The 26,101-nt window shown below is 57.6% G+C and carries 26 protein-coding genes; 22 read left to right on the forward strand and 4 right to left on the reverse strand.

Features of this window, described 5'->3' with window-relative positions:
- Positions 1-51: 51 nt before the first annotated feature.
- The 20 genes from dnaA to SPITH_RS00095 all read left to right on the forward strand — a co-directional run bounded on the left by dnaA (position 52) and on the right by SPITH_RS00095 (position 19,714).
- Entirely contained in the window at positions 52-1,410 is a 1,359-nt protein-coding gene (dnaA, locus tag SPITH_RS00005; protein ID WP_014623698.1) for a chromosomal replication initiator protein DnaA, read from the forward strand.
- Positions 1,411-1,602: 192 nt separating this feature from the next.
- Positions 1,603-2,706 (forward strand): DNA polymerase III subunit beta, encoded by a 1,104-nt coding sequence (gene dnaN / locus SPITH_RS00010; RefSeq protein WP_014623699.1) that lies wholly within the window; start codon positions 1,603-1,605, stop codon positions 2,704-2,706.
- A 4-nt stretch (positions 2,707-2,710) separates the two neighbouring features.
- Positions 2,711-3,802: a DNA replication/repair protein RecF gene (recF, locus tag SPITH_RS00015; protein WP_014623700.1), complete on the forward strand. Its 1,092-nt coding sequence runs from the start codon at positions 2,711-2,713 to the stop codon at positions 3,800-3,802.
- Positions 3,786-4,241, forward strand: a complete 456-nt coding sequence (locus tag SPITH_RS00020; RefSeq protein ID WP_014623701.1) for a DciA family protein — start codon at positions 3,786-3,788, stop codon at positions 4,239-4,241. Before recF ends, SPITH_RS00020 begins: the two co-directional genes overlap by 17 nt.
- 71 nt (positions 4,242-4,312) lie before the next feature.
- Positions 4,313-4,468: a 50S ribosomal protein L34 gene (rpmH, locus tag SPITH_RS00025; protein WP_013312823.1), complete on the forward strand. Its 156-nt coding sequence runs from the start codon at positions 4,313-4,315 to the stop codon at positions 4,466-4,468.
- On the forward strand, positions 4,449-4,808 hold the full coding sequence (gene rnpA / locus SPITH_RS00030; RefSeq protein WP_014623702.1) for a ribonuclease P protein component: 360 nt from the start codon (positions 4,449-4,451) through the stop codon (positions 4,806-4,808). Before rpmH ends, rnpA begins: the two co-directional genes overlap by 20 nt.
- Positions 4,786-5,013: a membrane protein insertion efficiency factor YidD gene (gene yidD, locus SPITH_RS11870; protein WP_014623703.1), complete on the forward strand. Its 228-nt coding sequence runs from the start codon at positions 4,786-4,788 to the stop codon at positions 5,011-5,013. The genes rnpA and yidD overlap by 23 nt, the downstream gene beginning before the upstream one ends.
- An 18-nt stretch (positions 5,014-5,031) precedes the next feature.
- Positions 5,032-6,753, forward strand: coding sequence for a membrane protein insertase YidC (yidC, locus tag SPITH_RS00035; protein WP_014623704.1), 1,722 nt, complete (start codon positions 5,032-5,034; stop codon positions 6,751-6,753).
- Between the two features lie 11 nt (positions 6,754-6,764).
- Positions 6,765-7,433 carry an RNA-binding cell elongation regulator Jag/EloR gene (gene jag / locus SPITH_RS00040; protein WP_014623705.1) on the forward strand — a complete coding sequence of 223 codons (669 nt, stop codon included), beginning with the start codon at positions 6,765-6,767 and terminating at the stop codon, positions 7,431-7,433.
- Positions 7,434-7,445: 12 nt separating this feature from the next.
- Positions 7,446-7,832, forward strand: a complete 387-nt coding sequence (gcvH, locus tag SPITH_RS00045) for a glycine cleavage system protein GcvH (RefSeq protein ID WP_014623706.1) — start codon at positions 7,446-7,448, stop codon at positions 7,830-7,832.
- Between the two features lie 36 nt (positions 7,833-7,868).
- Positions 7,869-9,194 (forward strand): UDP-glucose dehydrogenase family protein, encoded by a 1,326-nt coding sequence (locus SPITH_RS00050; RefSeq protein ID WP_014623707.1) that lies wholly within the window; start codon positions 7,869-7,871, stop codon positions 9,192-9,194.
- Complete coding sequence (ahcY, locus tag SPITH_RS00055) at positions 9,191-10,606, forward strand: adenosylhomocysteinase (protein WP_014623708.1); 1,416 nt, start codon at positions 9,191-9,193, stop codon at positions 10,604-10,606. The genes SPITH_RS00050 and ahcY overlap by 4 nt, the downstream gene beginning before the upstream one ends.
- A 25-nt stretch (positions 10,607-10,631) precedes the next feature.
- Positions 10,632-11,798, forward strand: coding sequence for a methionine adenosyltransferase (gene metK / locus SPITH_RS00060; protein WP_014623709.1), 1,167 nt, complete (start codon positions 10,632-10,634; stop codon positions 11,796-11,798).
- A 41-nt stretch (positions 11,799-11,839) separates the two neighbouring features.
- Positions 11,840-12,427: a YdcF family protein gene (locus SPITH_RS00065; RefSeq protein WP_014623710.1), complete on the forward strand. Its 588-nt coding sequence runs from the start codon at positions 11,840-11,842 to the stop codon at positions 12,425-12,427.
- Complete coding sequence (locus SPITH_RS12290) at positions 12,424-14,046, forward strand: hypothetical protein (RefSeq protein WP_014623711.1); 1,623 nt, start codon at positions 12,424-12,426, stop codon at positions 14,044-14,046. Before SPITH_RS00065 ends, SPITH_RS12290 begins: the two co-directional genes overlap by 4 nt.
- A gap of 46 nt (positions 14,047-14,092) precedes the next feature.
- Complete coding sequence (locus SPITH_RS00075; protein ID WP_014623712.1) at positions 14,093-15,058, forward strand: ATP-binding response regulator; 966 nt, start codon at positions 14,093-14,095, stop codon at positions 15,056-15,058.
- Positions 15,059-15,075: 17 nt separating this feature from the next.
- The gene (locus SPITH_RS00080; RefSeq protein WP_014623713.1) at positions 15,076-16,335 is read left to right on the forward strand and encodes a diaminopimelate decarboxylase family protein; all 1,260 of its coding nucleotides are present in this window, start codon (positions 15,076-15,078) and stop codon (positions 16,333-16,335) included.
- A 99-nt stretch (positions 16,336-16,434) separates the two neighbouring features.
- A complete protein-coding gene (dgcA, locus tag SPITH_RS00085; RefSeq protein WP_013312835.1) occupies positions 16,435-17,475 on the forward strand; it encodes a diguanylate cyclase DgcA in 1,041 nt (346 codons plus the stop codon).
- Between the two features lie 39 nt (positions 17,476-17,514).
- Positions 17,515-18,075, forward strand: coding sequence for a bifunctional nuclease family protein (locus tag SPITH_RS00090; protein WP_014623714.1), 561 nt, complete (start codon positions 17,515-17,517; stop codon positions 18,073-18,075).
- Positions 18,076-18,130: 55 nt separating this feature from the next.
- Positions 18,131-19,714, forward strand: coding sequence for an alpha-amylase family glycosyl hydrolase (locus SPITH_RS00095; protein WP_245523404.1), 1,584 nt, complete (start codon positions 18,131-18,133; stop codon positions 19,712-19,714).
- On the opposite strand, the gene SPITH_RS00100 is transcribed toward SPITH_RS00095, so the two are convergent.
- A complete protein-coding gene (locus tag SPITH_RS00100) occupies positions 19,705-21,354 on the reverse strand; it encodes an NAD+ synthase (protein WP_013312838.1) in 1,650 nt (549 codons plus the stop codon). The genes SPITH_RS00095 and SPITH_RS00100 overlap by 10 nt on opposite strands.
- A 77-nt stretch (positions 21,355-21,431) precedes the next feature.
- Between SPITH_RS00100 and SPITH_RS00105 the strand changes: the two genes are divergently transcribed.
- Positions 21,432-22,007, forward strand: coding sequence for a hypothetical protein (locus SPITH_RS00105; protein WP_245523405.1), 576 nt, complete (start codon positions 21,432-21,434; stop codon positions 22,005-22,007).
- Between the two features lie 8 nt (positions 22,008-22,015).
- On the forward strand, positions 22,016-23,239 hold the full coding sequence (locus SPITH_RS00110; protein ID WP_014623717.1) for a cation:dicarboxylate symporter family transporter: 1,224 nt from the start codon (positions 22,016-22,018) through the stop codon (positions 23,237-23,239).
- Here the strand turns inward: SPITH_RS00110 and SPITH_RS00115 are convergent.
- The 3 genes from SPITH_RS00115 to SPITH_RS00125 form a co-directional block, all read right to left on the reverse strand.
- Positions 23,230-23,853, reverse strand: a complete 624-nt coding sequence (locus SPITH_RS00115; RefSeq protein WP_014623718.1) for a hypothetical protein — start codon at positions 23,851-23,853, stop codon at positions 23,230-23,232. The genes SPITH_RS00110 and SPITH_RS00115 overlap by 10 nt on opposite strands.
- A gap of 19 nt (positions 23,854-23,872) precedes the next feature.
- Complete coding sequence (gene proS / locus SPITH_RS00120; protein WP_014623719.1) at positions 23,873-25,306, reverse strand: proline--tRNA ligase; 1,434 nt, start codon at positions 25,304-25,306, stop codon at positions 23,873-23,875.
- Positions 25,307-25,391: 85 nt separating this feature from the next.
- Positions 25,392-26,075, reverse strand: a complete 684-nt coding sequence (locus SPITH_RS00125) for a DUF2259 domain-containing protein (protein ID WP_014623720.1) — start codon at positions 26,073-26,075, stop codon at positions 25,392-25,394.
- Between the last annotated feature and the right edge of the window lie 26 nt (positions 26,076-26,101).

Here is a 26,101-nt window from a genome sequence, read left to right on the forward strand (position 1 = left end):
TTCCTGTATGTGATGTGGAAAATTTGTGGATAACATGCGAGGGAGTACGAGATGGAACACGCCTGGGATTACAGCATCGTATGGAAGGAAACACTCAATCTCCTGAGGGGCGTCCTCAGCGAACAGGAGTTTCGCCTCTGGTTTTTCGAGGTGGACTACTACGACGGATCGGAGGAGACCCTCAGGATCAGGGTCCCTTCCTCTTTCGTCCGGGATCAGATCAAGCAGCGGTATCAGAGGCTCATAGAAGACAAGTTCTACGAACTCCTCGGAAGAAAACTCCTGCTCGATTTCGTGGTGGAAAAGAGGTCCCTCGCCCAGGAACGACCTGTTTCCTCTTCCTCCCCCCAAAGGGAAATCCCAAAGGAGAGACCACCCCATCCCCAGCTCCGTCGAGACTATACCTTTGAGAACTTCGTGATCGGTGAGAACAATGCGTTCGCTGCGAACGCAGCACTCGCGATTGCAAAGAATCCCGGAACGGCTTACAACCCGTGTCTCATCTATGGAGGCGTCGGCCTGGGAAAGACACACCTCCTCCAATCCATTGGCAACTCGGTGTATGGGGAATTCCAAAATCTGAAAGTGGTGTACGTCACTGCGGAGGAATTCACCAACGAATTCATCGCCTCGATTCAGAACAAAGAGACCCACAAGTTCAAGACAAAATACCGAAACGTGGACGTACTCCTCATCGACGACATCCACTTCTTCATGAACAAGACCGAAACCCAGGAAGAACTCTTCCACACCTTCAATGCGCTCTACGATGCCAACAAACAGATGGTGTTCACCTGTGACCGCCCGGTCTCCGAACTGAAGAACATCAGTCATCGCCTCAGGAGCAGGTTCGAGCGGGGTCTCAATGTCGATCTCCAACCTCCTTCGTTCGAGACCAGGTATGCCATTCTCAAAAAAAAGATAGAACAGAAACCCATTCATATACCCGACGAGGTCATCACCTTCATCGCCGAACACGTCACCACAAATGTAAGGGATCTCGAGGCCGCACTCACCAAACTCATCGCATACGCCGAGCTCGTACATAGGGATATCACCATCGATATCGCAAAGTCACAGCTCAAGGACATGTTCACGACCACGAAACAGACGAACATCACGATAGATCTCATACAGAAGGTGGTGGCCGACTACTTCGGGATCACGCAGAGCGACCTTAGAAACAAGAAGAGGACCAGGACGGTGGTCTTCCCTCGGCAGATCGCCATGTACATCGCAAGGGAACTTACTGAATACTCGACTACGGAGATAGGGGAATACTTCGGCGGCAGGGATCACACCACCGTAATGTATGCCATACAGAAGATAGAATCGAAGATGAGGACGGATCCTACCCTCGATACCATCATCGCCCAGCTCATCAGAGAGGTCCAGGAGGGTACGAAATAAGAGGTGGTATTTTTATGGAATTCCTGTATATAATCTCGAGACGGGTGGAAAACTGGACAGACGGTGGAAAAAGGGAGATGAAAAAAAGAATTGTTTTTTATTCCAATATAAAAGGATACACCATTTTCCACAATTCTCCGCCCTCTACTATTACGACTACTAGAATTTATATCTTATAGAAAGGAGAGTGTCATGAAATTCACCTGTGAACGAGATGAACTCATAAAGGATATCTCACTCGCGCAGGACATCATCGCGTCGAAAAATGCCCTGTCGATACTCGCGAACGTCCTCCTGGTGGCGAAGGACTCCAAGCTCACCATCAGGGCCACGGATCTCAAGGTGGGATTCGAAACGAGCAGCCCTGTGGAGGTCTCGAGGGAAGGTGCCACCACGGTCTTCTGTGACAAACTACTCGGTATCCTAAGGTCACTCCCCTCTGGAGCGGTCGAATTCGAGCTCGATGAGCACGACTCCCTCCACATAAGAACCGTCTTCAAGAAAATCAATTTCACATTGAAAACCATCTCTCCCGACAAGTATCCCGAGATGCCTCTCCATGGAGATTCGTACTTCTCCATACCTCAGAGTGATCTACTCGAAATGATATCCCATACGGTCTTCGCCGTGTCGGATGATGAGACCCGGTACTTCATGAACGGAGTGTTCGTCGAGAAGGGAGAGAAAGGGCTCACAATGGTGGCCACCGATGGACGGAGACTCGCTTATATCGAAAAAGAGGTTGATGGTGGTGTTCCGGATTTCAATGGAGTTATCATCCCGCCGAAGATCCTCCATCTTGCGAGGAAACTACTCCCCGGTGAGGGTATGGTCGATTTCGCGATCGGGGAGAAACATGTGTTCCTCAGATACGGTGATGTCTACCTCTCGAGCAACCTCATAGAGGGAAATTTCCCCGCCTACAGGCGGGTCATACCTGAACAGCAGGCGCATTCATTTACACTCCAGAGAGAGGAGTTCCTCGAGGCTCTGAGAAGGGTGTCCCTCCTCGTCGAACAGAAGTCACGGAGGGTTTTCCTCACGGTGAAAGAGGGGGTGCTCGTGGTGAGGTCCGAGGAGACCGATCTCGGGGTGGCACAAGAAGAGATCCCCGCGCAGTACGCCGACGAAGAGGTGACCATCGCCGTCAACTACCTCTACCTTCTCGAACCGCTCAAGGTCATGACAGAGGAACAGGTCGAGATCGCCTTTACCGAGCCGAGTCGAGCCATCACGGTCCGGCCGGTGCCGGAGAGGGAGTTCTTCCACATCGTCATGCCTATGCAACTCGATTGAGGATATGTTCCTCACCATCGGTTCGGAGGGGTTCCGCAATATCGTCACGGGTACGATCGACGTGGGAGCCCCTGTGGTCGTGTTTGTCGGCGAGAACGGTCAGGGAAAGACGAATATTCTCGAACTCGTCTACCTTCTCTGCTATGGTGTTTCGTTCCGTACACGACAGAATACCGTTCTGATAACGAGGGGACGGAGCTCCTGCAGGATCCATGGAGAATTCAGAACCGAGGAAGGATACATACTCCCCATACTCGTGGAGATAGGTCCCACCTCCAAGGAGATATTCCTCAACGAGAAGAAGATAGCGAACAGGAAGGAACTGTTTTCCATTTCTCCATGTATCGTATTCGCGCACGACGACATCCAGTTCGTGGTAGGGTCGCCGCTCCTCCATAGGCAGTTCATGAACCAGATCCTCACCCTGGTGGATCCTCTCTTTCTCGACTCTCTCAGGACGTACAACAGGATACTCACCTCTCGGAACGAGGCCCTCAAGGAAGCACGGGAGGATCTTTTGGAAGTGTACGACGACCAACTTGCCGACATCGCTCATCAGATCACGGTAAAACGCGAGCGAATGATGGATGCCTTTTCTTCGATCCTTCGGAGTACGTGCGAGGAGTTCGGATTCTCAGGGAACGTGTTCGATGTCTCGTACCGTCCTTCATTGAGGGGAGACGGAAAAGAGGAGTTGATGCGGATCCTCAGGAGTGAGCGCACGCAGGATCTGATGGTGGGGTTCACGCGGCGCGGTCCCCACAGGGACAGGCTCGTTTTTACCATGAACGGACATCCCGTCCCCGACTATGCTTCCACAGGAGAGATACGTCTGCTCTCCCTTTTGCTCAGGGTGGCGCAGACCACATATGTGAGGGAGAGTACGGGCAAGACCCCCATCCTTCTCTTCGATGATGTGCTCCTCGAGCTCGATCCGTTGAAGCGAAGACGGGTCGTAGAAATGATTCCTCATGGGAGACAGAGTTTCTTCACGTTCCTTCCTGAAGAGCCCATCCTCCAGGTACTTGGAGGAGGAAGGAGTCTGGTGTATCATGTAGTCGAAGGACGGATCTTTCCGGATGAAACGAGCCAGTGAACTCGTGCGCGCTCTTCTCTCCCATATCGCCCCCGAGCAGGGTGAAATGTATCTTCGTTTCTTTCACATGTGGAGACGGATCCTCGGAGAACGTCTCGCGTACCACTGCAGGATCCAGGACGTAGAGAAAGGTGTCGTGAAAGTCGTCGTCGATCACCCGGCATGGCTCGCCGAAGTACACTTCAAAGAAAGGTATATACTCTCTCGATTACAGAGAGACTTCCCCTCGCTGGGGATACGCCGCCTCGAGTTTCGGGTGGAGCCCACGATGACCCCTCGGTCCTCACAGGACCAGGTTCGTACGCAGTCCTCCGAGGGAACGGAACCGGTGGAGGTCGAGGAGATCCATGCGACGGAGACCGAGCGGATAAAGGACCCTCATCTGAGGGAGGCCCTTGAGCGATTGAGAAAGACCCTCTCCCGCCGCGCCTTGACGTGATCTCTTCGTGTTTTTATACTTGAACGACCAGGTCGAATGATATTTCCATTTGGAGTGGAGGATATACCTTTATGAAGAGGACGTATCAGCCCAGCAGGGTGAAGAGAGTGAGGAAGTTCGGTTTCCGTGCCCGCATGAAGACGAAGGGTGGACGTCTCGTCCTGAAGAGGAGAAGGGCGAAAGGAAGAAAGAAACTCACCGTCTCAGATGAAAAGAAGCCTTACTAAGAAAGAGCGCCTCGCAAGGCCTAAGGATATTCAGCGCCTGTTTCTTGAGGGACGGAAGGTTAGAGTAAAGGGTGCGGGTCTCACGTTCATCGAGAATGGACGTGACTACTGTAGGATCCTGTTTGTGGTCCCCAGGAGCATAAAAAGTAAGGTGGAACGTAATCGTCTCAAGCGTGTGGCGAGGGAGTGCGTTCGCCTCCAGAAGGACCTTCTACCTCCCGGATATGATCTGGCGCTCATTCTCTTTCCCGGAGACTATTTATATGAAGCACGGATGGAGCAGTTCCGCTCCCTTCTCAAAGCGGCAGAGCTGGTGGGTGAGATGGATCGCATTTCCTAGGAAGCTTCTCGTCCTCGTCATCAGACTCTACCAACGGTTTGTCTCCCCTGCATTTCCTTCCCGTTGCAGGTTCTATCCCACGTGTTCCCACTATACCATCCAGGCGCTCGAGAAGTACGGCCTGGTGAAGGGACTGTCTCTGGGGATAAAGCGTATAAGCAAGTGTCATCCTTTCCATCCTGGTGGATACGATCCAGTGCCCTAAGAGAGGAGTATATCGAGTATGGAACGAAATGTGGTGATCGCAGTGATCCTTTCTGCCGTGGTGATCATTGCAAGCGCAGTGATCAATCAGATGCTTTTCATGTCGCAGGTTCCTCAGGTCCCCACCCCTGTGGAAGAGGAAGTCCTTTCAGAGACACCCACACCTCAGGCGACCTCCTCACAGGAAGGCTCGTCTCTCCTCTCGGAGGGACTTCCTTCCGGCCTTTCCGTGGAGGCGCTCCTCCCCGCGGAGGATCGTGAGGTGGTCTACCGCTCCCCGCTCATGGAGGTGGTGTTTTCCTCCAGAGGGGGGACGGTGCGGTCGCTCAAGCTCCTCACCCACAGGGATGGGGAAGAGAGTGTCGAGATGGTCTATCGCCCCGAAGGGGGGCGGAACGCCTTTTCCCTCTCGATAGGGAAAGGGGATCTCCTCCTCCACGTGCCGTTCCAGGTGAGGAGGCCGGACGAACGGACGGTCGAGTTTTTTCAGGATGTGCGGCTCGGCGGGCTCCCTCCTTTCAGGGTGACGAAGAGGTATCGGTTCTATCCCGGGGAGTATCTCTTCGACCTCGAGGTGGAACTCGTCAACTCCGAGAACAGCTCCCTTCCTCTGAACTTCGAGGGCGTCATGTACACGCTTGACACCGGTCCCCAGATAGGTCCTCCGTTCGCAGCCCTCGATCGTTACGGCGAGTACAGGAAGTTCTTCTATTTCCTCAACGGCAAGAGGAAGGAGGTTCGCCTCGATCCCGGGAAGATCTCCGAACTCGAGGAGGGTGATCCCACATGGGTCGCCATCTCGGGGAAGTACTTCACCCTCATCGCGATTCCTCTCTTGCCGCAGTATGATGTGGCCTTTTCCACCGTAGCCGAGGGTGATCTCCCACTGGGATCGACCGTCTACCTCTACAGACCGGCGGCGAGGAGCGCACGGATCACCGATCTGTATCGTTTCTACGTGGGGCCAAAGATCAGCGGGGAACTCTCGAAATACAACAAGAAGAACGAGAACAGCGCCGGTCTCTCGGAGCTCCACCTCGAAAAGGTGGTCGATACCTCTCTTCTGGGATGGCTCGAAGGGATCCTCAAGTTCTTCCTGCAGATCTTCTTCCGGCTCATCCCGAACTATGGGGTGGCCATCATCCTTCTCACGCTCTTTGTGAAGATCCTCCTCTTTCCCCTCACCCACAAGTCGTATGAGTCGGCGAGTAAGATGCAGCAGCTCGCGCCGAAGATGGAGGAAGTCAGGAATCGCTACAAGGATGATCCCCAGCGGATGAACCAGGAACTCGCGCTCCTCTATCAGAAGGAAGGGGTGAATCCCCTGGGGGGGTGTCTCCCTCTCCTCCTCCAGATACCCATATTTTTCGCCATGTACGGTCTCTTCAGTTCCCATTTCGACCTTCGGGGGGCGACGTTCATCCCGGGATGGATCGATGACCTTTCGGTACCGGAGAGCGTATTCCACTTCGATACCCCTCTTCCTCTCCTGGGATGGACCGATATCCGGCTCCTTCCGCTCATCCTCGTGGTCACCCAGATCATCTCCACTAAGATCACGCAAGGCGCCTCCTCATCGTCACAGAATCAACTCTTCATGTATGTCCTCCCGGTGGTGTTCCTCTTTATCCTGTACAATGCGCCCGCGGGGCTTCTCGTCTACTGGGTGGCCATGAATATCTTTACCATAGCCCAACAGCTCTACATCAACAGAGTGATGAAGCGAAAAACCTCAGACTAAGGAGATCTCATATGGTACAGGAATTTGAAGGCAGAACCGAGCAGGAGGCCTTGCAACGGGCGATAGAGAGCCTGGGGCTTGTGAGGGAGGAGTTCGACGTGGAGATTGTGGAGGAGCAGAAGCCCAGGCTCTTCCGACCTGGAAGGGTGGTGATCAGGGTTCACGTGCCGGATGGAAGCGATGCGAAATTGAAGGGGGGGCGTGGAGGGGCTCCGCAGGCCGGACTCGAACGACACTTGGTGGCTTTCCTGGAAGGGATCACCGAGCGGATGGGCTTCCCTTCGAGGGTGAAGGTGAAGGAGCGATCGGAAGAAAAGCTCGTCCTGGTACTCGAATCGGAGTATTCGCACATTCTCATCGGAAAGAAGGGCAAGAACCTTGATGCCCTCCAGGTGCTGGCCAATGTGATCGCCTCCCGTGACGGGGGGAGTTCAGTGAGGGTGGTGTTGGACGCCGAGAACTACAGGGAACGTCGCCAGGAACAGCTCGTCCAGCTCGCCAAGAGGGTAGGGTACAAGGTGAAGAGGACGAAGCGATCCGTGTTGCTCGAGCCGATGAATCCCTTCGAGAGGAGGCTCATCCACACCACCATAAGCGGCATTCCAGGTGTGGCGACGAAGAGTGAGGGAGAGGGGCTCATCAAACAGGTGAGAGTGTACTATACTGACCAAAAACGCTGAAGGAGGGCGGATATGGAATTCAGAGACGACGTGCGATATGCGAGGACCCATGAGTGGGCCCGGCGTGAAGGTGATGTGGTGGTGTGCGGTATCTCCGACTATGCCCAGGACAGCCTTGGGGATGTGGTTTTCGTCCAACTTCCCGAGGTAGGTGTGGTGAAAAAGAGGGGTGAGGCCTTCGGGGTGGTGGAATCCGTGAAGACGACGAGCGATGTGCACATGCCGGTCTCGGGAAAGATCGTGGAGATCAACGAGACCCTCAAGGAGAGGCCGGATCTCCTCAATACGTCGCCTTTCGAGGAGGGGTGGCTCGTGAAGGTCCAGCCCACCGATCCGGCTGAACTGGATGAACTCCTCTCCGCGGATGACTATCGAAAGTATGTGGAAGAGGAGGAGTGAGCTCCGCACGCTCGCCTCTCATCGAAAGGAGTGCTCATGCCTATGAAGATAGCGGTGGTGGGGACCGGGTATGTGGGCCTCACCACGTGTGTGGGGCTCGCCGATTTCGGCAACCACGTAGTGGGGGTGGACATCGATCGCGAGAAGGTCGCCCGGCTTTCCGCAGGGGATCCGGTGATCTATGAGGCGGGACTCGAGTACTACCTGAGGGAGAATCTCGCCGCGGGGCGGCTCTCGTTCACCACCAGCATGAAGGAGGCCCTCCGGGATGCGGAAGTGGTCTTCCTTGCCGTGGGAACTCCTGAAAAGGAGAACGGGGAAGCGGATCTCTCCCAGATAGAGGCGGTCCTCGAGGAACTGGCCCCCCTGATAGATCATTATCTGGTGGTGGTGACGAAGTCCACGGTGCCCGTGGGAACGAACCGATGGATCCATGAAGAGCTCTCACGGATGGTCGATCCCCGGCTCTTCGATGTGGTCTCGAATCCCGAGTTCCTCAGGGAGGGAAAGGCCATTCAGGACTTCTTCCATCCGAACAGGGTGGTGATAGGGTACGAGAACGAGCGGGTGAAGGAGGTCATGCACGAGATCTACCGCCCGCTCTACCTCATAGAGACGCCCTTCGTGTGGTGTTCCTGGGAGACTGCGGAGCTCATCAAGTATGCGGCGAACGCCTTCCTCGCCACCAAGATCTCGTTTATCAACCAGGTAGCCAATCTCGCGGAGGAAGTGGGAGCCGATGTCCATGTGATCGCCAAAGCGATGGGGATGGACGGGAGGATCAGTCCGAAATTCCTCCATCCGGGACCGGGATTCGGAGGCAGCTGCTTCCCGAAGGACACGAAGGCCCTGGTGAAGATCGGAGAGCGGTACGGGGTGGATCTCTCGCTCGTGAGGGAGGTGATCCGAGCGAACGAGGCCCAGAGAATGAGGATGGTCGAGAAGGCGAAGCGACTCCTGGGAGGCTCCCTCGAAGGTCGTCGCATAGCCGTGCTGGGACTCGCCTTCAAGGCAGAAACCGATGATGTACGTGAGACACCGGCGTATCCTATCATCCGGGCCATGCTCGAGGAAGGGGCGGTGGTGTGTGCGCACGATCCCCTCGCCATGGAGAACTTCAGGCGCCTCGTGCCTTCCATCGAGTACGCGGAGAACGAGTATGAGGCCGCACGTGGGGCCGATCTAGTCCTCATCTGTACCGAGTGGAATGAGTACCGCAATCTCGACCTCGAGCGGGTCGCGGAGCTCATGAGAGAGAGGAAGATCCTCGACACGAGGAACGTGCTCGATCCTGAACGGGCCAGGAAGACGGGTTTCGTCTATGAAGGTGTGGGACGAATACTTTTCAGGGGGAAACAATGATAGGAACCCATGATCCCTACCGGGTGAAGGAGATAGGACTCGCGGAGGCGGGAAGGGCCGCCATAGAGATGGCGGAGAAGGAGATGCCTGGGCTCATGGCGCTCAGGGAGAAGTACGGGGACGCCAAACCTCTCGCGGGAGCAAGGATTTCCGGGTCGCTCCACATGACCGTGGAGACCGCCGTACTCATCGAGACGCTTCGTCTCCTGGGGGCTGAAGTACGCTGGGCGAGTTGCAACATCTACTCCACGCAGGATCATGCAGCGGCTGCTGTGGCGAAGGCAGGGATTCCTGTGTATGCATGGAAGGGAGAGACCCTCGAGGAGTATTGGGAGTGCACCCTCAACGCGCTCACCTTTCCGGACGGGGGAGGACCCGATCTCGTGGTGGATGACGGGGGGGATGCGACCCTCATGATCCACAAGGGATACGAACTGGAGGAGGGGTCGAGGTGGGTGGATGAGCCCTCGCAGTCGGAAGACGAACGGGCCTTGAAGGCTCTCCTCAGGCGGGTGTATAAGGAGGATCCGCACCACTGGCATAAAGTGGTGGAGCGGTGGAAGGGTGTCTCAGAGGAGACGACCACCGGTGTTCACAGACTCTACATGTTGCAGGAACAGGGCAGACTGTTGGTCCCCGCCATCAATGTGAACGATTCGGTCACCAAGAGCAAATTCGACAATATCTATGGATGCCGGGAATCCCTCATCGACGGGATAAAGAGGGCCACGGATGTGATGATCGCAGGCAAGGTGGCCGTGGTGTGTGGTTATGGCGATGTGGGGAAGGGGTGCGCCCAGAGCCTCAAGGCCTTCGGCGCGAGGGTGATCGTGACCGAGGTGGATCCCATCTGTGCCCTCCAAGCGGCGATGGAGGGATATCAGGTGACGACGGTGGAGGAGACCCTCGGTATCGCCGATATCTATGTGACCGCCACCGGGAACGTGCACGTGATCACGGTGGATCACATGGCGAGGATGAAGGATCAGGCGATCGTGTGCAACATCGGACACTTCGATGCGGAGATCGATGTGGCGGGCCTCAAGGCCGCTTCCGATATCGTGAGAACCGCGGTGAAGCCTCAGGTGGATCGCTATACCTTCCCGGATGGCCATTCCATCTATGTCCTCGCCGATGGGAGGCTGGTGAACCTCGGATGTGCGACCGGACATCCGGCCTTCGTGATGTCCGCTTCGTTTACCAACCAGGTCCTCGCCCAGATGGATCTCTGGCGGAACCGGCGGCGGTACGAGCGAAGGGTGTATCGTCTTCCGAAGGAACTGGACGAAGAAGTGGCTCGGCTCCATCTGGAGAAGCTGGGGGTGAAACTCACCAGGCTCACTCCGGAGCAGGCGGCCTACATCGGAGTACCCGAGGACGGGCCGTACAAGCCGGAGCACTACCGGTACTAGCGACGAAACCAGGAAGGGAGAGGTCATGAGTCTGAGGCGATATCTTTTCAGTTCGGAATCGGTGAGCGAAGGGCATCCGGACAAGATCGCAGATCAGGTGAGTGATGCCGTGCTCGACGCATGTCTCGCCCAGGATCCCGAATCCAGGGTGGCCTGCGAGGTCTTCACCACCACCGGCATGGTGCTCGTGGGTGGGGAGATCGCCTCCCAGGCGCGCATCGACGTGCAGGAGCTCGTGCGTGAAGTGGTGAAGGAGATAGGGTACGACAGGGCGGAATACGGGCTCGACTACAGGAGTATGAGTGTGGTGAATGTGCTGCAGAAGCAGAGTCCCGATATCGCTCAGGGTGTGCTGGAGGGGATCGGCCTGTTCAAGGAACGAGGGGCTGGGGACCAGGGGATGATGTTCGGATTCGCCTGCGACGAGACACCGGAACTCATGCCCATGCCCATCATGTGCGCACACAGACTCCTCCAGCATGCGGCGAGACTGCGTAAAGAGGGGGTGATCCCATGGCTGCGGCCGGATGCCAAGAGCCAGGTCACGGTGGAATACGAGGGATGGACCCCGAAGCGAATCACCGCCGTGGTGCTCTCCCATCAGCACGACGACGGATTGGAATACGAAGAGATCAGAACGGTCCTCATCGATCAGGTCATCAGGCCGGTGCTCGAACCCACGGGACTTCTCGATGAGGCGACGGTCTACTACATCAATCCCACGGGGCGTTTCGTCATAGGAGGTCCCCACGGAGACACGGGCCTCACCGGAAGGAAGCTCATGGTGGACACGTACGGAGGGATGGCCCGCCACGGTGGGGGAGCCTTTTCAGGAAAGGATCCCACCAAGGTGGATCGTTCGGCCGCCTATATGGCCCGCTATATAGCGAAGAACATCGTGGCGGCGGGACTCGCGCAACGATGCGAGATCCAGGTCTCCTATGCCATAGGAGTCCCCCGTCCGGTCTCCATCATGGTGGATACTTTCGGAACCGGGAAGGTCTCCGATAGGGCTCTCGAGGAGGCGATAGACGAGGTCTTCGACCTCTCTCCCGAAGGGATCATCCGGGCTCTCGATCTCCGGCGCCCTCTCTACAGGGCCACGGCGGTGTACGGACACTTTGGAAGAGAGGAGTTCCCTTGGGAACGGGTGGACAAGGTGGAGGAGATACGGCGCGCAGTCGGAATGTGAGTATGGAGGCGTGCACATCGGCCTCCTGCGGAAGGAGGTCGATGTGTGTGGTTCCCTTCCTGGGTGTGCTCCTGTATGTAGGGTTCGTGCTCATCCCCTTTGCTCTGAGGATGCCTCTCCGTCTCGAAGATTTCGCGGTGACGGCCAGGGTAGAAGCCCCTCAGGCGGTGGTGGCGCTCGAGGGAGAGATCATACGGAGGTTCAAGAAGGGGGTCGAGATCGCCGAAAAAGAGGGGATTTCCCTGGTCTTCATTCCCTGCGTACTTCTGGAAGACAATCGCGAATATCTAGAGGATGTCTCCGCCTCGAATCCTCCCTTCTCGATCGTGATAGGTGCGGAGGGTTCTGCCTCTACCTATGAGGACGCGAGGATCACCAAGTCCTTCCTCTCGGAGAGAGGTCTTTCAAAGATCCTCATCGTGACCGACTGGTATCACGCCTGGAGGACGCTCCTCGTGTTTGAGAGGGTTCTGGGCAAGGAGGTGGAGATCGGACTCGAACTTTCTTCAGTGCCCCCGACAGACGATACGGTGCGGTGGTATGGAGTCCTCTGGAAGGAGAGGGTGAAGGCCCTGGCTTTTCATCTATCCCCCTTTTTGTATAGGCTGTGGGAGGAGGATTCTCCATGAGACGACTCTGGACGGTGGTGTGGCTCCTGGTTGGTGTGGGATTCCTCGGTTCGGCATCCCCGGGCCTCGATCCTGCTGACGAGATCTACACGTTTCTCGCCCTGTGCGAGGGAGCGGGGTATGTGGATCACCTTCCTCCCCTCAAACCCTATCCCGAAACCGTGCTCCGCGAACTGCTTTCCCAGGTGGTGGATCGGAGTACCGGGCTCGTAAGGGAGCGGGCACTCCAGTACCTCGACCAGGTCGGCACGGAAACCTCCATTGAGGGCTCCGGTGGGGTCGATCTCCGCATGAATGCATCCGGGGAATTCTTCGGGATCGGAGGAGGAGGAATCGATGCCCGGATGTACCCCGCCTCTGGGGTCGAGATCCTCGCCGATTGGGGCCTCTATCTGGTGGACAAGCAGGAAGGAGCCTCGCTCGCTCTTGCCCGCCCCCCCAGGAGAGATCTCCTCATGGAAGGGATGGCACTCTCCTCGTACGAGACTCTGCAGATGGATCTGGTGGCGGACTCCTCGGACTTCGAGATCGGGGAGAGGACGTACTACGTGAAACAGAGTATCCATTCGGCGGTCACCTTGGGCTCGTCCGATCTCTTCTTTCAGGCGGGGCTCATGAGGAGCAGCTACGGGGTGTGGGACGAGGAGGGGATCGTGATCTCCCAGGACGCTCCCCACGCACCACGCTTCGATCTCGTGTGGAGGACTCCCTGGTTCACCTATACATGGCTCTATATGGAGCTCGTCGCCACCGACAACGAGGGGGCCGGGAGCTGCAGGGGGAAACATCTTCGTCTCCAAGGCCTCTCCATTCCGATCTTCCCGTGGCTCTCGTTCGGGATATGGGAGACGGTGATATGGGGTCCTGAGTTCGATCTCTACTACTTCCTTCCTCTCTCGCAGCTCACCTATCAGCAGATCTACGCCGGGGCTCCCGACAATTCGCTCTTCGGTCTTTCCCTGGCGGCCAGGCTGCCGCACGGGATAAAGGCGACCCTCGAGGTGTACGTGGACGATGCGGAGTTCTACGATCTCGTGGAATTCAACTTCAACACCCTCTACAAGGCCTCCCTACGGGCCGGTCTCCAGTGGAGCGCCTTCACCCCCTTCCTCGCAGGGATCTCGCTCGACTATCTTCTCATAACCCCCTATATGTACACCCATAGGGATTCCTCCGATGTGAATTACCTCAACTACACGCACGATGGGGTGAACCTCGGTCCCGCTCTCCCTCCCAATTCTGATCGAATCCAGGTCAAGGCGGTTCTTACCCCTGTGTCTTCCCTTCGATGGATCCCTTCCCTGCGTTTCATCCGCCATGGGAACGCCTCCGAAGGTTATGAGAACGTGGAGCCGGGGGATGGGAGTATCTTCGATGACGGGTACACCGAGGACGGATATCCCACGTTCGATGCACAACCCACCCGCTTCCTCACACAGGAGGTGATCGAGAAGACCCTCCAGATCACACAGCAGCTTTCCTATAAGGTTCCGGCCTTCCACGGCGTGCTGGAGCTGGAAGGCGGCTACACGTATGAGTACATCTGGAACGTGGATTTGGAAGAGGGTCGGGAGGCGGCGAACCACTATTTCTGGTTCGGCACGCGGTTTTCCTGGTAAGAGTTTTGTTGCGATCTGTCGAAGTTTCGGGTATAGTACATATCTGATGGAAGGTGTGACGATTCTCGTGGTGGAGGACGAGGCGGTCATCGCCCTTCAGGTGAGAGAGGAGCTCGAGAGGCTCGGTATCTCCGGTGTCCATACCGCCTATTCGGGGGAGGAGGCGGTCCGGCTCGCGAAACAGGTGCTTCCCGATATCCTGATCATGGATATCAACCTTGGGGCAGGGATCGACGGGATCGAAGTGGCTCGGAGACTCCAGGAGGAGCGGTTCGTCCCCGTCATCTATCTGACGGCGTATTCCGAGCCGGGCCTCCTCATGCGTGCGGAAGAGACCTTTCCCTATGCCTATATACTCAAACCCTTTCATCCCCATCAGTTGAAGGTGGCGGTGAGGATGGCTCTCTCGAAGTACAAGAAGGACAGAGAGCTCTTTGAGACGAGGGTGTGGATGAAGGCACTCCTTCAGAATCTGCACGTGCCGTTCGTGGTCGTGGACGTGGAGCGAAGGATCCGATATGTGAGTTCAGGGGCGGAGGGTTTCCTCCTCAGCCAGGCGAAAAGGATCCAGGGTCTTCCTTTCAGCAAGGCGGTCCCCCTGTTCGAGGAGACAGAGGACATCCTCCATGAGCCCCCCTTCAAGGAGATCATTGAGTCGAAGACCCGCCATAGGACTCGTGCGGTACTGCTCCGAGAGGATGCACGGAGGGTCTCTGTGATCCTCGACATTGCTCCCTTTTACAGTGACAGGGATGAGGCTCTTGGATGTCTGGTCTTCTTCCAGGAGGAGGGAGGCGACGAACATCCTGAGCCGGGAGGAGTCCCGGCGAGACCTCTCCTGGGAAGCAAGAAGAGCCTCTCCTCCTTTCTCGAGGTGGAGATCATCCGCCTCCTCCTCGAGCACGAACGATCCTCGTCCCAGGAGGAGCGGGCCTTCCTGGAGGGACAACGGCTAGCCTTCGAGACCGTCCTTCGTTACTATACAGGAAAGGATGTCTCGCTCTTCAACTGAGGGATCGGAGGAAGGCCATGCAGAAAGTGCTCCCTTTTTCGAAGGACCAGATGGAACGGCTGATAGAGGAATTCCCTACTCCCTTTCATCTTTACGACGAAAGGGGTATCAGGGAGACGGCGCGAAGGCTCTACGAGGCCTTCGATTGGGTTCCCGGCGGATTCAAGAACTTTTTTGCGGTGAAAGCCCTTCCCAACCCCTATATACTCAAGATCCTCAAGGAGGAGGGGATGGGTGCGGATTGCAGTTCTCTGCCCGAACTGGTCCTCGCTGAGAAGGTGGGGCTCTCGGGTGAGGAGATCATGTTCACTTCGAACAATACGCCGTATTGGGAATACCAAAAGGCGTGGGATCTGGGGGCCCGTATCAATCTCGACGATATCACCCACATCTCCTATCTCGAAGCACATGTGGGAATACCCGAATTCATATGCATGCGTTACAACCCGGGGCCACTCAAGAAGGGGAATGCCATCATCGGGCATCCTGAGGAGTCCAAGTACGGGTTCACGCGGGAGCAGATCATAGAGGGATATCGTCTCCTCAAGGAGAAGGGGGCGAAACGGTTCGGCCTCCATACCATGGTGGTGTCGAACGAGCTCAATGTGGACTATTTCGAGGACACCGCACGGCTCCTCTTCTCCCTCGTCGCGGAGGTGAAGGAGGAGGTGGGAGTCGATATAGAGTTCATCAACATGGGGGGAGGTATCGGTATACCCTACAGGCCGGATCAGGAAGCGGTGGATCTCTACGAGCTTTCTCGGAGGATCAAGGCCGCCTATGACGAGATGATCGTGAGGAGAGGCCTCTACCCTGCACGAATCGTGATGGAGAACGGGAGGATGGTGACGGGCCCCCACGGGTTTCTGATCACGCGGGCGATCCACAGGAAGCATACCTACAAGCGCTTCATCGGTGTGGATGCGTGCATGGCGAACCTCATGAGACCGGGGATGTACGGTGCCTACCACCACATCACGGTCCTCGGAAAGGAAGACGTTCCGCCTTCGGACGTCTACGACGTGGTGGGAAGTCTCTGCGAGAACATCGACAAGTTCGCCATCGACAGAGCGCTCCCTCCGATCGAGCCTGGAGACATCATCGTCATCCATGATACGGGTGCCCACGGCCATGCCATGGGTTTCAATTACAACGGGAAACTCCGCTCCGCCGAGATTCTCCTGAGAGAGGATGGATCGGCGGTATGCATCCGGAGGGCCGAGACGGTCGACGATTATTTCGCAACGCTTGATTTCTCCGGACTCGATGATTTCTAGCCGGAGAAAGGGAAGGGCATTTTCTCTTGTAATATCCCGGGGCTGGTTGTACAATAGTACAATGAGTAGTCCCTTGAGGGAGGGGAGCCCGTACCATCCATGGAAGACTCCGAACTCACGAAAGAGCAGCTCGCGCTGTATCAGAAGCAGCTGTTTGATCTCAGACAGCTCATCGAGATAAGCAAAGGTCTCAACACCAACCTCGAACTGGAAACGCTCATCGACAGCATCCTCTATGTCTGTATGGGGCAGCTCAGGGTGGTGAAAGTGGGCATCTTCGTGAGGCGGGGAGTGGGGGAGCACGACTTCGTCCTTCACAGGAACTACTTCGGTTTCGATCTCGTCCATGACGTGGAGTACCGGATTCCCGGAGAACATCCGATCATCTCTCTTCTCGAGAAGACCTCACAGCCTCTCACCCTTGAAGAGATGGGCAGGGTGATCTCCAGGGAGGAGATGGAACGGTTGCCGTTCTATTCCCTCTCTATCGATCTGGTGGTTCCCCTCGTGGCCAAAGGGGTGCTCTATGGGATCCTCATCCTGGGAGACAGGATCGACGGGGAACCCATCAGCCAGTACGAGAAGCGATACCTCATGGATCTGGCGGGTATCGCGAGTATCGCACTTCACAATGCCTTTCTTTACGAAATGGCGGTCACCGATTTCCTCACTCATCTCAAGCTGAGGAACTACTTCGATTCCATGCTCGCGGATCTCATGCTGGTGGTGGAACGCGAACAGACTCCGCTCTCCCTCATCATGGCCGACCTCGATCACTTCAAGCGACTCAACGATACGTACGGCCATCTCGCCGGGGACAAGGTACTCCAGGAGATCGCCCGTGTGATCCATTTTCATACGAGGAAAAACGACATCGCGGCCAGATACGGAGGCGAGGAGTTTGCGGTGCTCCTTCCCCATACGCCGCTCGAGGCGGCGGTGGGCATCGCCGACCGGATCCGGATCGCGGTGGAACACCTCGAGATCCCTTATGGTGGCGCCGTCATGCATATCACCATCTCGCTCGGCGTGGCGCAGTACGATCCCCGACGGGACGCCACTCCCGAGGATTTCATAGAGCGTGCCGACAAGGCCCTCTATATGGCAAAGGAGAAGGGAAGGAACAGGGTCTGTGTGTGAGGTTTGAAAAGCAGGGACAACGATAGTATTATTGAAGTGATGAACGAAGTGAAGTTTCTCGAAGCGGAGGTCTGGACCGTCGCGCGGACAGAGGGGGGGAATGCGGTCCTTGTTCGTCCCAAGGGTTCGGAGAAGGTGGTCCCCATCTTCATCGGGCAGCTCGAGGCCCAGTCCATCCTCATCGGTCTCGGAAACGTGCCGATGCCCCGTCCGCTCACCCATGATCTCATACTCAGCCTCTTCAGGGAGCTGGGAGTGGAGCTTCTGAAGGTGGAGATCTGTGACCTCAGGGAAGCGACATTCTATGCGCGTCTCGTCCTCTCCCATGAAGGGAAAACCCTTGTCATCGATTCCCGGCCTTCCGACGCCCTCGCTTTGGCGGTGAGGGTGCATTGCCCGGTATACGTCGCGGATTTCGTGGTGCAGGAGACGGCGATCTCGGTCCAGATCGTGGGGGAAGAGGAGGAACAGGCACCGGATCCCAGGCAGCTCGAGGTGTCGCGTCTCGAGGAGGAGCTCAAGAAGGCCATAGAGAACGAACGGTATGAGGAAGCTGCGCGTATCCGTGACAGGTTGAGGGAGTTGAAGAATTCACAGTGAAGCGGTTCGGGATGCACGTGTGAAGGCGAATCATGGGCGACATGGCGTTGTACTGGTGAAGCGTCTTCCCCTGTGGTTCTTCCATCTCTCGGTCGGGTACCAGAGACCAGTTCGATCCCTGCGGGACGTGCCCGAGGAGGAGCTGGAGCGTATCTCGTCGAGGGGGATCACATTCCTCTGGCTCATAGGCGTATGGGAGCGAAGCAAGGCTTCGAAGCGACTCAAGGAGCTCATGGGGAAGAAGGATGTGCTGGGATCGGCCTATGCGATCACCGCGTACCGTGTGGATCCTTCGGCAGGCACCCGGGGGGATCTCCTCTCTTTCAGGAGGCGTCTCCATCGGTACGGGGTCGGGCTCATGGTGGACGTGGTACCCAACCACACCGCCATCGATAGTGACTGGGTGTACGCGCATCCCGACTGGTTCATCTCCACGAGAGAATCGCCCTTCCCCTGGTATCGATTTTCGGGTGAGAACCTCTCCAGCCACCCTCACATAGAGATCAGGGTAGAGGATGGGTACTACACCCGAAAGGATGCGGCGGTGGTCTTCGAAAGACGTGACAGCCGCACGGGGGAGGTGCGATACCTCTATCACGGGAACGACAACCAGTCGGTGCCGTGGAACGATACGGCGCAACTCGACTACACCAGGCGAGATCTTCGAGAGGAGATGCTCAGGACCATTCGAAGGGTGGGAGAGGCGGCCGACGGGATACGTTTCGACGCTGCGATGCTCCTCATGAGAGACCAGTACCGGAGGCTCTGGTTTCCCGCCCCGGGTGAAGGCACCATGGTTCCCTCGAGGGAACGCTTCTCACTCGGGGATGAGGAGTTCTCGGCCCTCTACCCGCGTGAGTTCTGGGATGAGGTGGAGGAGGTGTGTCTCGATCTTCCCCATCTTTTCACCGTGGCCGAAGTCTTCTGGGGACTCCAGGACGCGTGTGCCTCCCGGTTCTTCTTCGATGCAGTGTACGACGCCTCGTTTGCGACGCACGTGGCCAAGGAGGAGAATTCCCGGTTTCAGGATCGATTGAGGGATCTCGCCCGACGGCCGGAACGGGCGGGCAGGATGCTCTTCTATCTCTCCAGCCCTGACGACCTTCCTCCTCTCATGAGATACGATCCCCTCAGGAAGTATCAGGGTGCGGTCGTCTTCCTGACCACCCTTCCGGGGAGTATCCTCTTCACACATGGCCAGTGGGAGGGTTTCAGAGAGAAGTATGAGATGGATGGGAAGAGTCCGGGGTGGGAGGAGGGTGCGGAGCTCGAAGCCTGGCACGATGAGACGATAACTCCTCTTCTGAAGGAGAGGGAGCTTTTCGCCCGTCCTGAGCGATGGGAAGTGTGCCGGTTCTCGACGGAGGGACGCTTCGTCGAGGATGTCTTCTCCTTTTTCTCGCAGAGAGGAGGGAGGCGACACCTCGTCTGCTACAACAATTCTGCTTCTCCCAGGAATGGGGTGGTCCTGAAGGAGGGGGGATGGAGGCCTCCTTCGGGAGGGGGACGCAGGCTGTCCTGGTACGACCGGATCAGCGGGCGGCGTGGGGGCGGGGATCTGCACGTGGTGGAGAGAGAGGGGCTTCCTCTCGCGCTTGCTCCCTACCAGGCGGTGGTGCTGGAACTCTCCTACGAGTAGGGCTCGTACGGGGCCCGGGCGATGGGGATCCTTCGTCCCGTTCCGAAAGCCCGGGGAGAGATCTTCAGCACGGGGGGGGTCTGTCGTCGTTTGTGTTCTGCCCGTACGACCATGAGGAGTACGTGTCGCACGAGGTCGGGATCGAAGCCTCTGGCGATGATATCTTCTGCCGTGAGATTCCGGAGGAGGTAGAGCTCGAGGATCTGATCGAGGACCTCGTAGGGGGGGAGGCTGTCCTGATCGGTCTGGTTGGGTCTGAGCTCGGCGGAGGGGGGTTTGGTGAGGATCTCTTCAGGGATGACCCCGGTGTCCTCCCTGATATGTCGGGCGAGTGCGTATACCTGGGTCTTGAAGAGGTCTCCGATCACCGCAAGGGCGCCCGCGGTGTCCCCATAGATGGTGCAGTATCCTACGGCGAGTTCCGACTTGTTTCCGGTGGTGAGGACGAGGGAACGCATCTTGTTGGAATAGGCCATGAGGATGGTTCCCCTTATGCGGGCCTGGATGTTCTCCTCGGTGATGTCCCAGGGAAGCCCCTGGAACACGGGTTCCAGGGTGGAGAGGAAGGTGTCGAAGACAGCCCGGATGGGGAGCGTGTGCGCCTGGATGCCGAGATTCCCGGCGAGGGCCATGGCATCGTGGACACTGCCTTCCGAGGAGAATTGCGAGGGCATGAGAAAGGCAGACACGCGCTCCGGACCGAGGGCCTCCACCGCCAGGGTGGCCACGAGGGCGGAGTCTATCCCTCCGGAAAGACCCAGGTGTACCCGATCGAATCCGGTCTTTGTGAGGTAGTCGCGGATGCCGAGGTGGAGGGCTCCCCGCACCTCCTCCAGGCGGGAGACCTCGAGGGGAGGAAGGGGGGCGGGGAGTGCCTCGGTATCGATGAGGAAGAGTCCCTCCTCGAAGGCCGGGGCCCTGAAGACGAGCCTTCCCTCCCGGTCGGTCACCAGTGATTGTCCGTCGAAGATGAGGCTGTCGTTCGCTCCCACCATATTGACGTAGACGAGGGGGACCCCTGATCCTTTTCCTATGAGTTCCATGATCTTTGCTCGTAGGAGGACCTTTTCCATGTAGTATGGGGAGGCGGAGGGTATGAGGATGATCTCGGCTCCCTGGTCGAGGAGGTCCTGTATGGGGTCGATCGGGTATCTCAGGCCCGGTTGCGGTTCTGTTTCGCCCCACATGTCCTCGCAGATCGCGATTCCCAGCCGCCGCCGTTTGAACGGGACCACGATTCGCTCGGACGCTGGTTCGAAGTAGCGGGCCTCGTCGAACACATCGTACGTCGGGAGGAGGGTCTTGTGCTGGCGCAGGAGGATCCGTCTCTGATGGATGAGCGCAGCTGTGTTGTGGAGGGGTTTCCCTGCGGCGGACTTGTTCTTTTCCACATAGCCCACCACCACCCCCAGCTCGGGGGGGAGTTCGTGTTGAAGGGTCCTGAGGGCCCTGAGATTCTCCTGGACGAAGGAGGGATGCTCGAGGAGGTCCATGGGGGGATAGCCACAGAGGGCGAGTTCCGGAAAGATCACGAGATCCGCCTTTTGTCGGTAGGCCTCCATGGCGAAAGAGCATATCTTCTTCACGTTGCCGGAGAAATCGCCTATCACCGGGTTTATCTGGGCAAGTCCGATCCTCATTGTTTCCTCCCTCACGCAGAGGGTAGCACATTCCTTTTATGTTGACCACGGCTTCGGAACCCCTGTACTATACCGACATGGGAAACCTGCTTATCGTCTCGCACTTCTCCGGAGAGGCGGAACGGCTCGAGGCGAGGCTGAGGGAGAGAGGGATCGATGTGTTCCTCGCGTTGCCGGGAGAGAATGTCGACGAACCCCGTCTCCCCTGGAAGCCTTCATCGCCCTTTTCTTCGAAGTCCCTCCTCCTCCAGGTGCTCCAGAAGGGGGAGCTGGAGCGGCTCGTGTGTCTTCATCGTGTGCATCCGGAGAGCGGAGGCCCGCTCTCCTTTTCTGAGATCGAGGAGAGGGTGGACACCTGTCTGAAGGGGTGGCTCTTCCTCCTCAAGGAAGCGGCGGAACTCACGAGGAAGAGCGAAGTGGTCCTCGTGCTCGATGCCGACGGCGAAGGTTCTTCTCCTCTCGCTCCCCTCCTCGAGGCAGGGTTTCTTTCCCTTCTCGAAGTTTGTAGGCGTATGGGGATACCTGCACGGGGACTCAGACGGGAGAAGGCGGCCCTGGATCCTCTCGTCGATTCGATACTGGAAGGGGATGGGAAATCCCTCTATCGGTGGCGGGAGATCAGGGAACGACGCCGACTCTGGTTTTCCAAGTAGGAGGACCTATGAAGATCTGGCTCAAGATCCTGCTTGCCGTCCTTCTCGGCGGCGTGCTCGGTCTGCTCCTTCCCCTCGACGATACGACAGGGGAGATCCTCTCGTTCGTACGTGATGTGGTGGTGGGACTGGGGAGGCTCTTCCTCCTTCCCCTCGTGGCCACGGGGGTGATCATCGGAACCTATGAGCTGAAACGGGAGGGGCGTATCGGAGAGATCCTGGGTCGCCTCTTCCTCGTAGTGTGTGCGGTGGATATAGGGGTCGTGTTCCTCGCCCTCCTTTCCTCGGGGTTCCTCCCCCTGGAGCGGATCCCCATACTCGTTGAAGAAGTGGAGCCGGTGGAGATTCCCGATATACGGAGTCTCCTCCTTTCCCTCGTTCCCATGAACTTCTTTGAGATCTTTCTCTCCTCCGGCTCCTTCCTCCTCCCGGTGGTGCTGGTGGGGTTTTCCTTGGGGAGCATCATCCCCCTCGACTCGTATCTCACGGATCCGTTCGTGGATGTGGTGGATGCCGCCAACAGGGTGTTCTATCTCGTGAATGCCTTCGTGGTGGAGATCCTTCCCTTCGGTTTCGTCGGCGTGGTCGCACACTTCCTCTATTCGTTGAGGGGGGAGACCGATCTCAGCCTCTACGGCAATCTCCTGGGAATGATAGGGATCTTCGGGGGAATCCTGTTTCTCTTGCTCGTGCTGGTGAGCGTAGTGTGGATCCGTCGAGGTACCGGAAGATGGTCCCTCCACCACCTTCCTGCACTTTTCCTGGGGCTTTTCCCCGGTGACGGCTACTTTCCTCTGGGTTTCCTCATCAGACTCGGAAAGGAGAACGGGGGGGTTCCCCGGAAGGTGGGAGCTCTTGCCTATCCGGTGGGCATCCTGTTCGCGAGGGCGGGAAGTGCGGGGGTGGTGCTCATCTCGTTCACGGTGCTCCTCTCGTCCTATTCCAGTCTGGGGCTTTCTCCCCTCGATTATCTCTGGCTCGCGGGGATGGGCCTCCTCTTCCTCCCTCTGTTCGGTGCACTCCCCGGGTCTGCGGTGATGGTTGGGCTCGTGATGCTCTCTCGCCTGTATGGCAGGGGATTGGACGAGGCCTATCTGATCTTCCGGCCTGTCTTTCCTCTCCTCGTGAGCATGGGCACCCTTCTGGATGTCCTTTGCGTGAGCTTTCTGGGTGAGACCGTGGCAGGTCTCATGGGTGAGCGGGAGCCGATACCGCCGGAGCGTCACATATAGAAGCGAAGTCCCAGTCGGAGTCCCACGAGGAGGTGGTGGACGAGAGGTTCTCCATCCCAGGCATGGAAGAGGGGGAGTTCGATGTCGGGTCCTGCAATGAGCCCGAATGAGGAGAGTCTCCAGACGAGCTCAGGGGCGATTCTGAGGTAGAGGAGGCGGATCCCGCCGTAGTAGTATCCCATGATGCTCCCGGACGGGTCCTCCCCGTACCCTTTGACGGCGAACGGAAACTGGAGAAGGATACCGCCCCGTATTCCTGCGGAGAGCTCTCTCGTCAACGGGAGGCCGTAGGAGAGCTCGAGACTGAGCCCCGGTATCATGAGGAGGCTCGCGTCGGGTGCTTCCATTTCGGCGGGCGCTGCGGTTTCTCCTGTGAAGAGGTACTCTCCGAACCAGAGGGAGATCCCCGGGATGAGGAAGAGGTCTTCTCCAAGGGGGAGATGCACCGCCCCCTTCAGGAGGTGGGTCACCTGAGGGGGGGCGGCATCGTCCACCGAGGAAAAACGGATGCCTATGGTGTCGGTGACCTCGAAGGATTGAAGGGTGAGCGAGGAGAGGGGACCCCCTCCTGCCAGGAGTACAACGGCGAGTAGTATGCCCCTCGTAGACCTCATGACATATATGATAACACGTTCAGTAGCTCTTTGCAAAAAGGGCGATGTGTCGCGCCGGTTCTCCCGTGAGGATATCATTCTTCCCCGAGGCCTTCTCTTCATTCCCGAATTCCAGGACCCGGATGGTGGCCTTTGTCTCTTCCTTTATCCTGGCCTCGACTTCGGGAGATCCTGACCAAGGAGCGAAGACGAACCCGCCGTCCTCGATGATCCGCTTGAAGGAGTCGTAATCTTCCACATAGTGGGTGTGTTCGTCCCTGAAGTCCTTTGCCCGCCGGAAGAGGGTCTTCTGGATTTCCTCGAGGAGCACGGGGATCTCCTCGGGAAGCCGGGAGACGGAGACCGCCCTCTTCTCTCCGGTATCCCTGCGTACGAGCACGGCCTTCTCCTGTTCCATGTCTCGCGGGCCCACCTCCACCCTGATGGGGACTCCTCTCAGTTCCCATTCGGCGAACTTCCACCCCGGGGAGTTCTGGTCGTCGAGATCCATCTCCACCGAAAGCCCCGCCTCGGTCAGCCGGGCGAAGACCCGCTTTGCGTAGTCGGCCACCTGATCCACGGTTTTCTTGGTATAGATGGGGATGATGACCGCCTGGGTGGGGGCGATACGGGGAGGAAGCACGAGACCCCTGTTATCCGAGTGTGCCATGATCACCGCCCCGATGAGTCGGGTGGAGACCCCCCAGGAGGTGGCCCAGACATAGTCGAGGGAGCCCGCTTGGGTCTGGAATGTCACGTCGAATGCCTTGGCGAAGTTCTGGCCCAGAAAGTGGCTCGTGCCTGCCTGGAGGGCCTTCTTGTCCTGCATCATGGCCTCGATGGAGTAGGTGGTGACCGCTCCTGCGAACTTCTCGGATTCGGTTTTCCTCCCGTAGAAGACCGGCAGGGCGAGGTATTCCTCGGCGAATTTCCGGTAGACGTGGAGCATCCTGAGTGCCTCTTCCTCGGCCTCTTCCCTGGTGGCGTGGGCGGTGTGCCCCTCCTGCCAGAGGAATTCGGTGGTGCGGAGGAAGAGCCTCGTCCGTTTCTCCCATCTCACCACGTTGGCCCACTGGTTGATGAGGAGCGGAAGGTCCCGGTACGACTGTATCCACTTCTTGTACATGCTCCATATGATGGTCTCCGAAGTAGGACGAACCACCAGAGGTTCTTCCAATGCCTCGCCGCCTCCATGGGTGACCACTGCGAGTTCAGGGGAGAACCCTTCCACATGCTCGGCTTCCTTGTGGAGGAAACTCTCGGGGATGAGGAGGGGAAAGTAGGCGTTCTGATGTCCTGTCTCCTTGAACATGCGGTCGAGGTGTGACTGGATCTTCTCCCAGATCGCATATCCCCGCGGTCGGATGACCATACACCCTTTCACCGGACTGTAGTCCGCGAGTTGGGCTTTGAGCACAATGTCGACGAACCAGTCGGAATAGCTCACCTCTCTCGGGGTAATCTGTTCAGCCATCGTTCCTCTCTTCTCTGATAGGGAATCTGAACGTGCGGTGCGGAAGGATTGTACTGTGAGGATGAAGTCTATGTCAAGAAATGGATTATGGTGTAATGGTTTCCACCATGTACCGGATGGAGGGCCCGGTGGGAGCGTAGATCGTCTTCTCAATCACGAAGACGAGGGAGGCATCGTCGGGGGCGAGGATGACCTGGCGGATCCTGTACTCCTGGACCCCCTTGCGATAGTAGTTGGGCCTTCCTACGAGATAGGTTCTGTGTGTCCCATCTCTTCCCGTGATGACGACCTGGAGGTGGAACGCGGCTTCCGATGTCTCCTTACTCCCCCTCTCCGTCTGAATGAGGGTCACCCGATAGAGGGTGGAGGTGTAGAAGTCCCTGAACTCGAGGTATTCCTTCGGTCGCTCCCCGTCGAGCAGTATGTAGAGGAGCCTCCCCTGACGGAGGTGATCGATCCGGTGTTTTCCCACGAGGGGGAGGGCGTCGTAGAGCAGGGCGAGGAGGGCTCCGATGCTTTCCTGCCCCGGAAGGAGCGAGACGGCGAAGGTTTTCCGCTGGATTCCCGCCGGGACGAACTCGTTCCGAGGTACGTCCACGAGATAGAGTTCGGCGTAGGGATGGGATGTCTCTTCCTCCACGCCGTGTACGCCGAAGAGGAAGTACCGACCGTCGGGTGAGAATCCCAGGTTGAGGAAGGCGGCGGCGTCCCCCGCCGAGAGCGTGAGGGGGATGAGTGAGAGCACGAGCGCAAGAAGGGCGCGTTTCATCGTCATGGGCCTCCCTTTTTAGAGTA

The sequence above is a fragment of the Spirochaeta thermophila DSM 6578 genome (assembly GCF_000184345.1).
In the GTDB taxonomy this organism is placed as follows: domain Bacteria; phylum Spirochaetota; class Spirochaetia; order Winmispirales; family Winmispiraceae; genus Winmispira; species Winmispira thermophila.

Bases quoted from the DNA above. Each gene is read 5' to 3' on its own strand.
- dnaA (WP_014623698.1), top strand. From the start codon at position 52: ATGGAACACGCCTGGGATTACAGCATCGTATGGAAGGAAACACTCAAT.
- dnaN (WP_014623699.1), top strand. From the start codon at position 1,603: ATGAAATTCACCTGTGAACGAGATGAACTCATAAAGGATATCTCACTC.
- recF (WP_014623700.1), top strand. From the start codon at position 2,711: ATGTTCCTCACCATCGGTTCGGAGGGGTTCCGCAATATCGTCACGGGT.
- SPITH_RS00020 (WP_014623701.1), top strand. From the start codon at position 3,786: ATGAAACGAGCCAGTGAACTCGTGCGCGCTCTTCTCTCCCATATCGCC.
- rpmH (WP_013312823.1), top strand. From the start codon at position 4,313: ATGAAGAGGACGTATCAGCCCAGCAGGGTGAAGAGAGTGAGGAAGTTC.
- rnpA (WP_014623702.1), top strand. From the start codon at position 4,449: ATGAAAAGAAGCCTTACTAAGAAAGAGCGCCTCGCAAGGCCTAAGGAT.
- yidC (WP_014623704.1), top strand. From the start codon at position 5,032: ATGGAACGAAATGTGGTGATCGCAGTGATCCTTTCTGCCGTGGTGATC.
- jag (WP_014623705.1), top strand. From the start codon at position 6,765: ATGGTACAGGAATTTGAAGGCAGAACCGAGCAGGAGGCCTTGCAACGG.
- gcvH (WP_014623706.1), top strand. From the start codon at position 7,446: ATGGAATTCAGAGACGACGTGCGATATGCGAGGACCCATGAGTGGGCC.
- SPITH_RS00050 (WP_014623707.1), top strand. From the start codon at position 7,869: ATGCCTATGAAGATAGCGGTGGTGGGGACCGGGTATGTGGGCCTCACC.
- ahcY (WP_014623708.1), top strand. From the start codon at position 9,191: ATGATAGGAACCCATGATCCCTACCGGGTGAAGGAGATAGGACTCGCG.
- metK (WP_014623709.1), top strand. From the start codon at position 10,632: ATGAGTCTGAGGCGATATCTTTTCAGTTCGGAATCGGTGAGCGAAGGG.
- SPITH_RS00065 (WP_014623710.1), top strand. From the start codon at position 11,840: ATGTGTGTGGTTCCCTTCCTGGGTGTGCTCCTGTATGTAGGGTTCGTG.
- SPITH_RS12290 (WP_014623711.1), top strand. From the start codon at position 12,424: ATGAGACGACTCTGGACGGTGGTGTGGCTCCTGGTTGGTGTGGGATTC.
- SPITH_RS00075 (WP_014623712.1), top strand. From the start codon at position 14,093: ATGGAAGGTGTGACGATTCTCGTGGTGGAGGACGAGGCGGTCATCGCC.
- SPITH_RS00080 (WP_014623713.1), top strand. From the start codon at position 15,076: ATGCAGAAAGTGCTCCCTTTTTCGAAGGACCAGATGGAACGGCTGATA.
- dgcA (WP_013312835.1), top strand. From the start codon at position 16,435: ATGGAAGACTCCGAACTCACGAAAGAGCAGCTCGCGCTGTATCAGAAG.
- SPITH_RS00090 (WP_014623714.1), top strand. From the start codon at position 17,515: ATGAACGAAGTGAAGTTTCTCGAAGCGGAGGTCTGGACCGTCGCGCGG.
- SPITH_RS00100 (WP_013312838.1), bottom strand. From the start codon at position 21,354: ATGAGGATCGGACTTGCCCAGATAAACCCGGTGATAGGCGATTTCTCC.
- SPITH_RS00105 (WP_245523405.1), top strand. From the start codon at position 21,432: ATGGGAAACCTGCTTATCGTCTCGCACTTCTCCGGAGAGGCGGAACGG.
- SPITH_RS00110 (WP_014623717.1), top strand. From the start codon at position 22,016: ATGAAGATCTGGCTCAAGATCCTGCTTGCCGTCCTTCTCGGCGGCGTG.
- SPITH_RS00115 (WP_014623718.1), bottom strand. From the start codon at position 23,853: ATGAGGTCTACGAGGGGCATACTACTCGCCGTTGTACTCCTGGCAGGA.
- proS (WP_014623719.1), bottom strand. From the start codon at position 25,306: ATGGCTGAACAGATTACCCCGAGAGAGGTGAGCTATTCCGACTGGTTC.
- SPITH_RS00125 (WP_014623720.1), bottom strand. From the start codon at position 26,075: ATGAAACGCGCCCTTCTTGCGCTCGTGCTCTCACTCATCCCCCTCACG.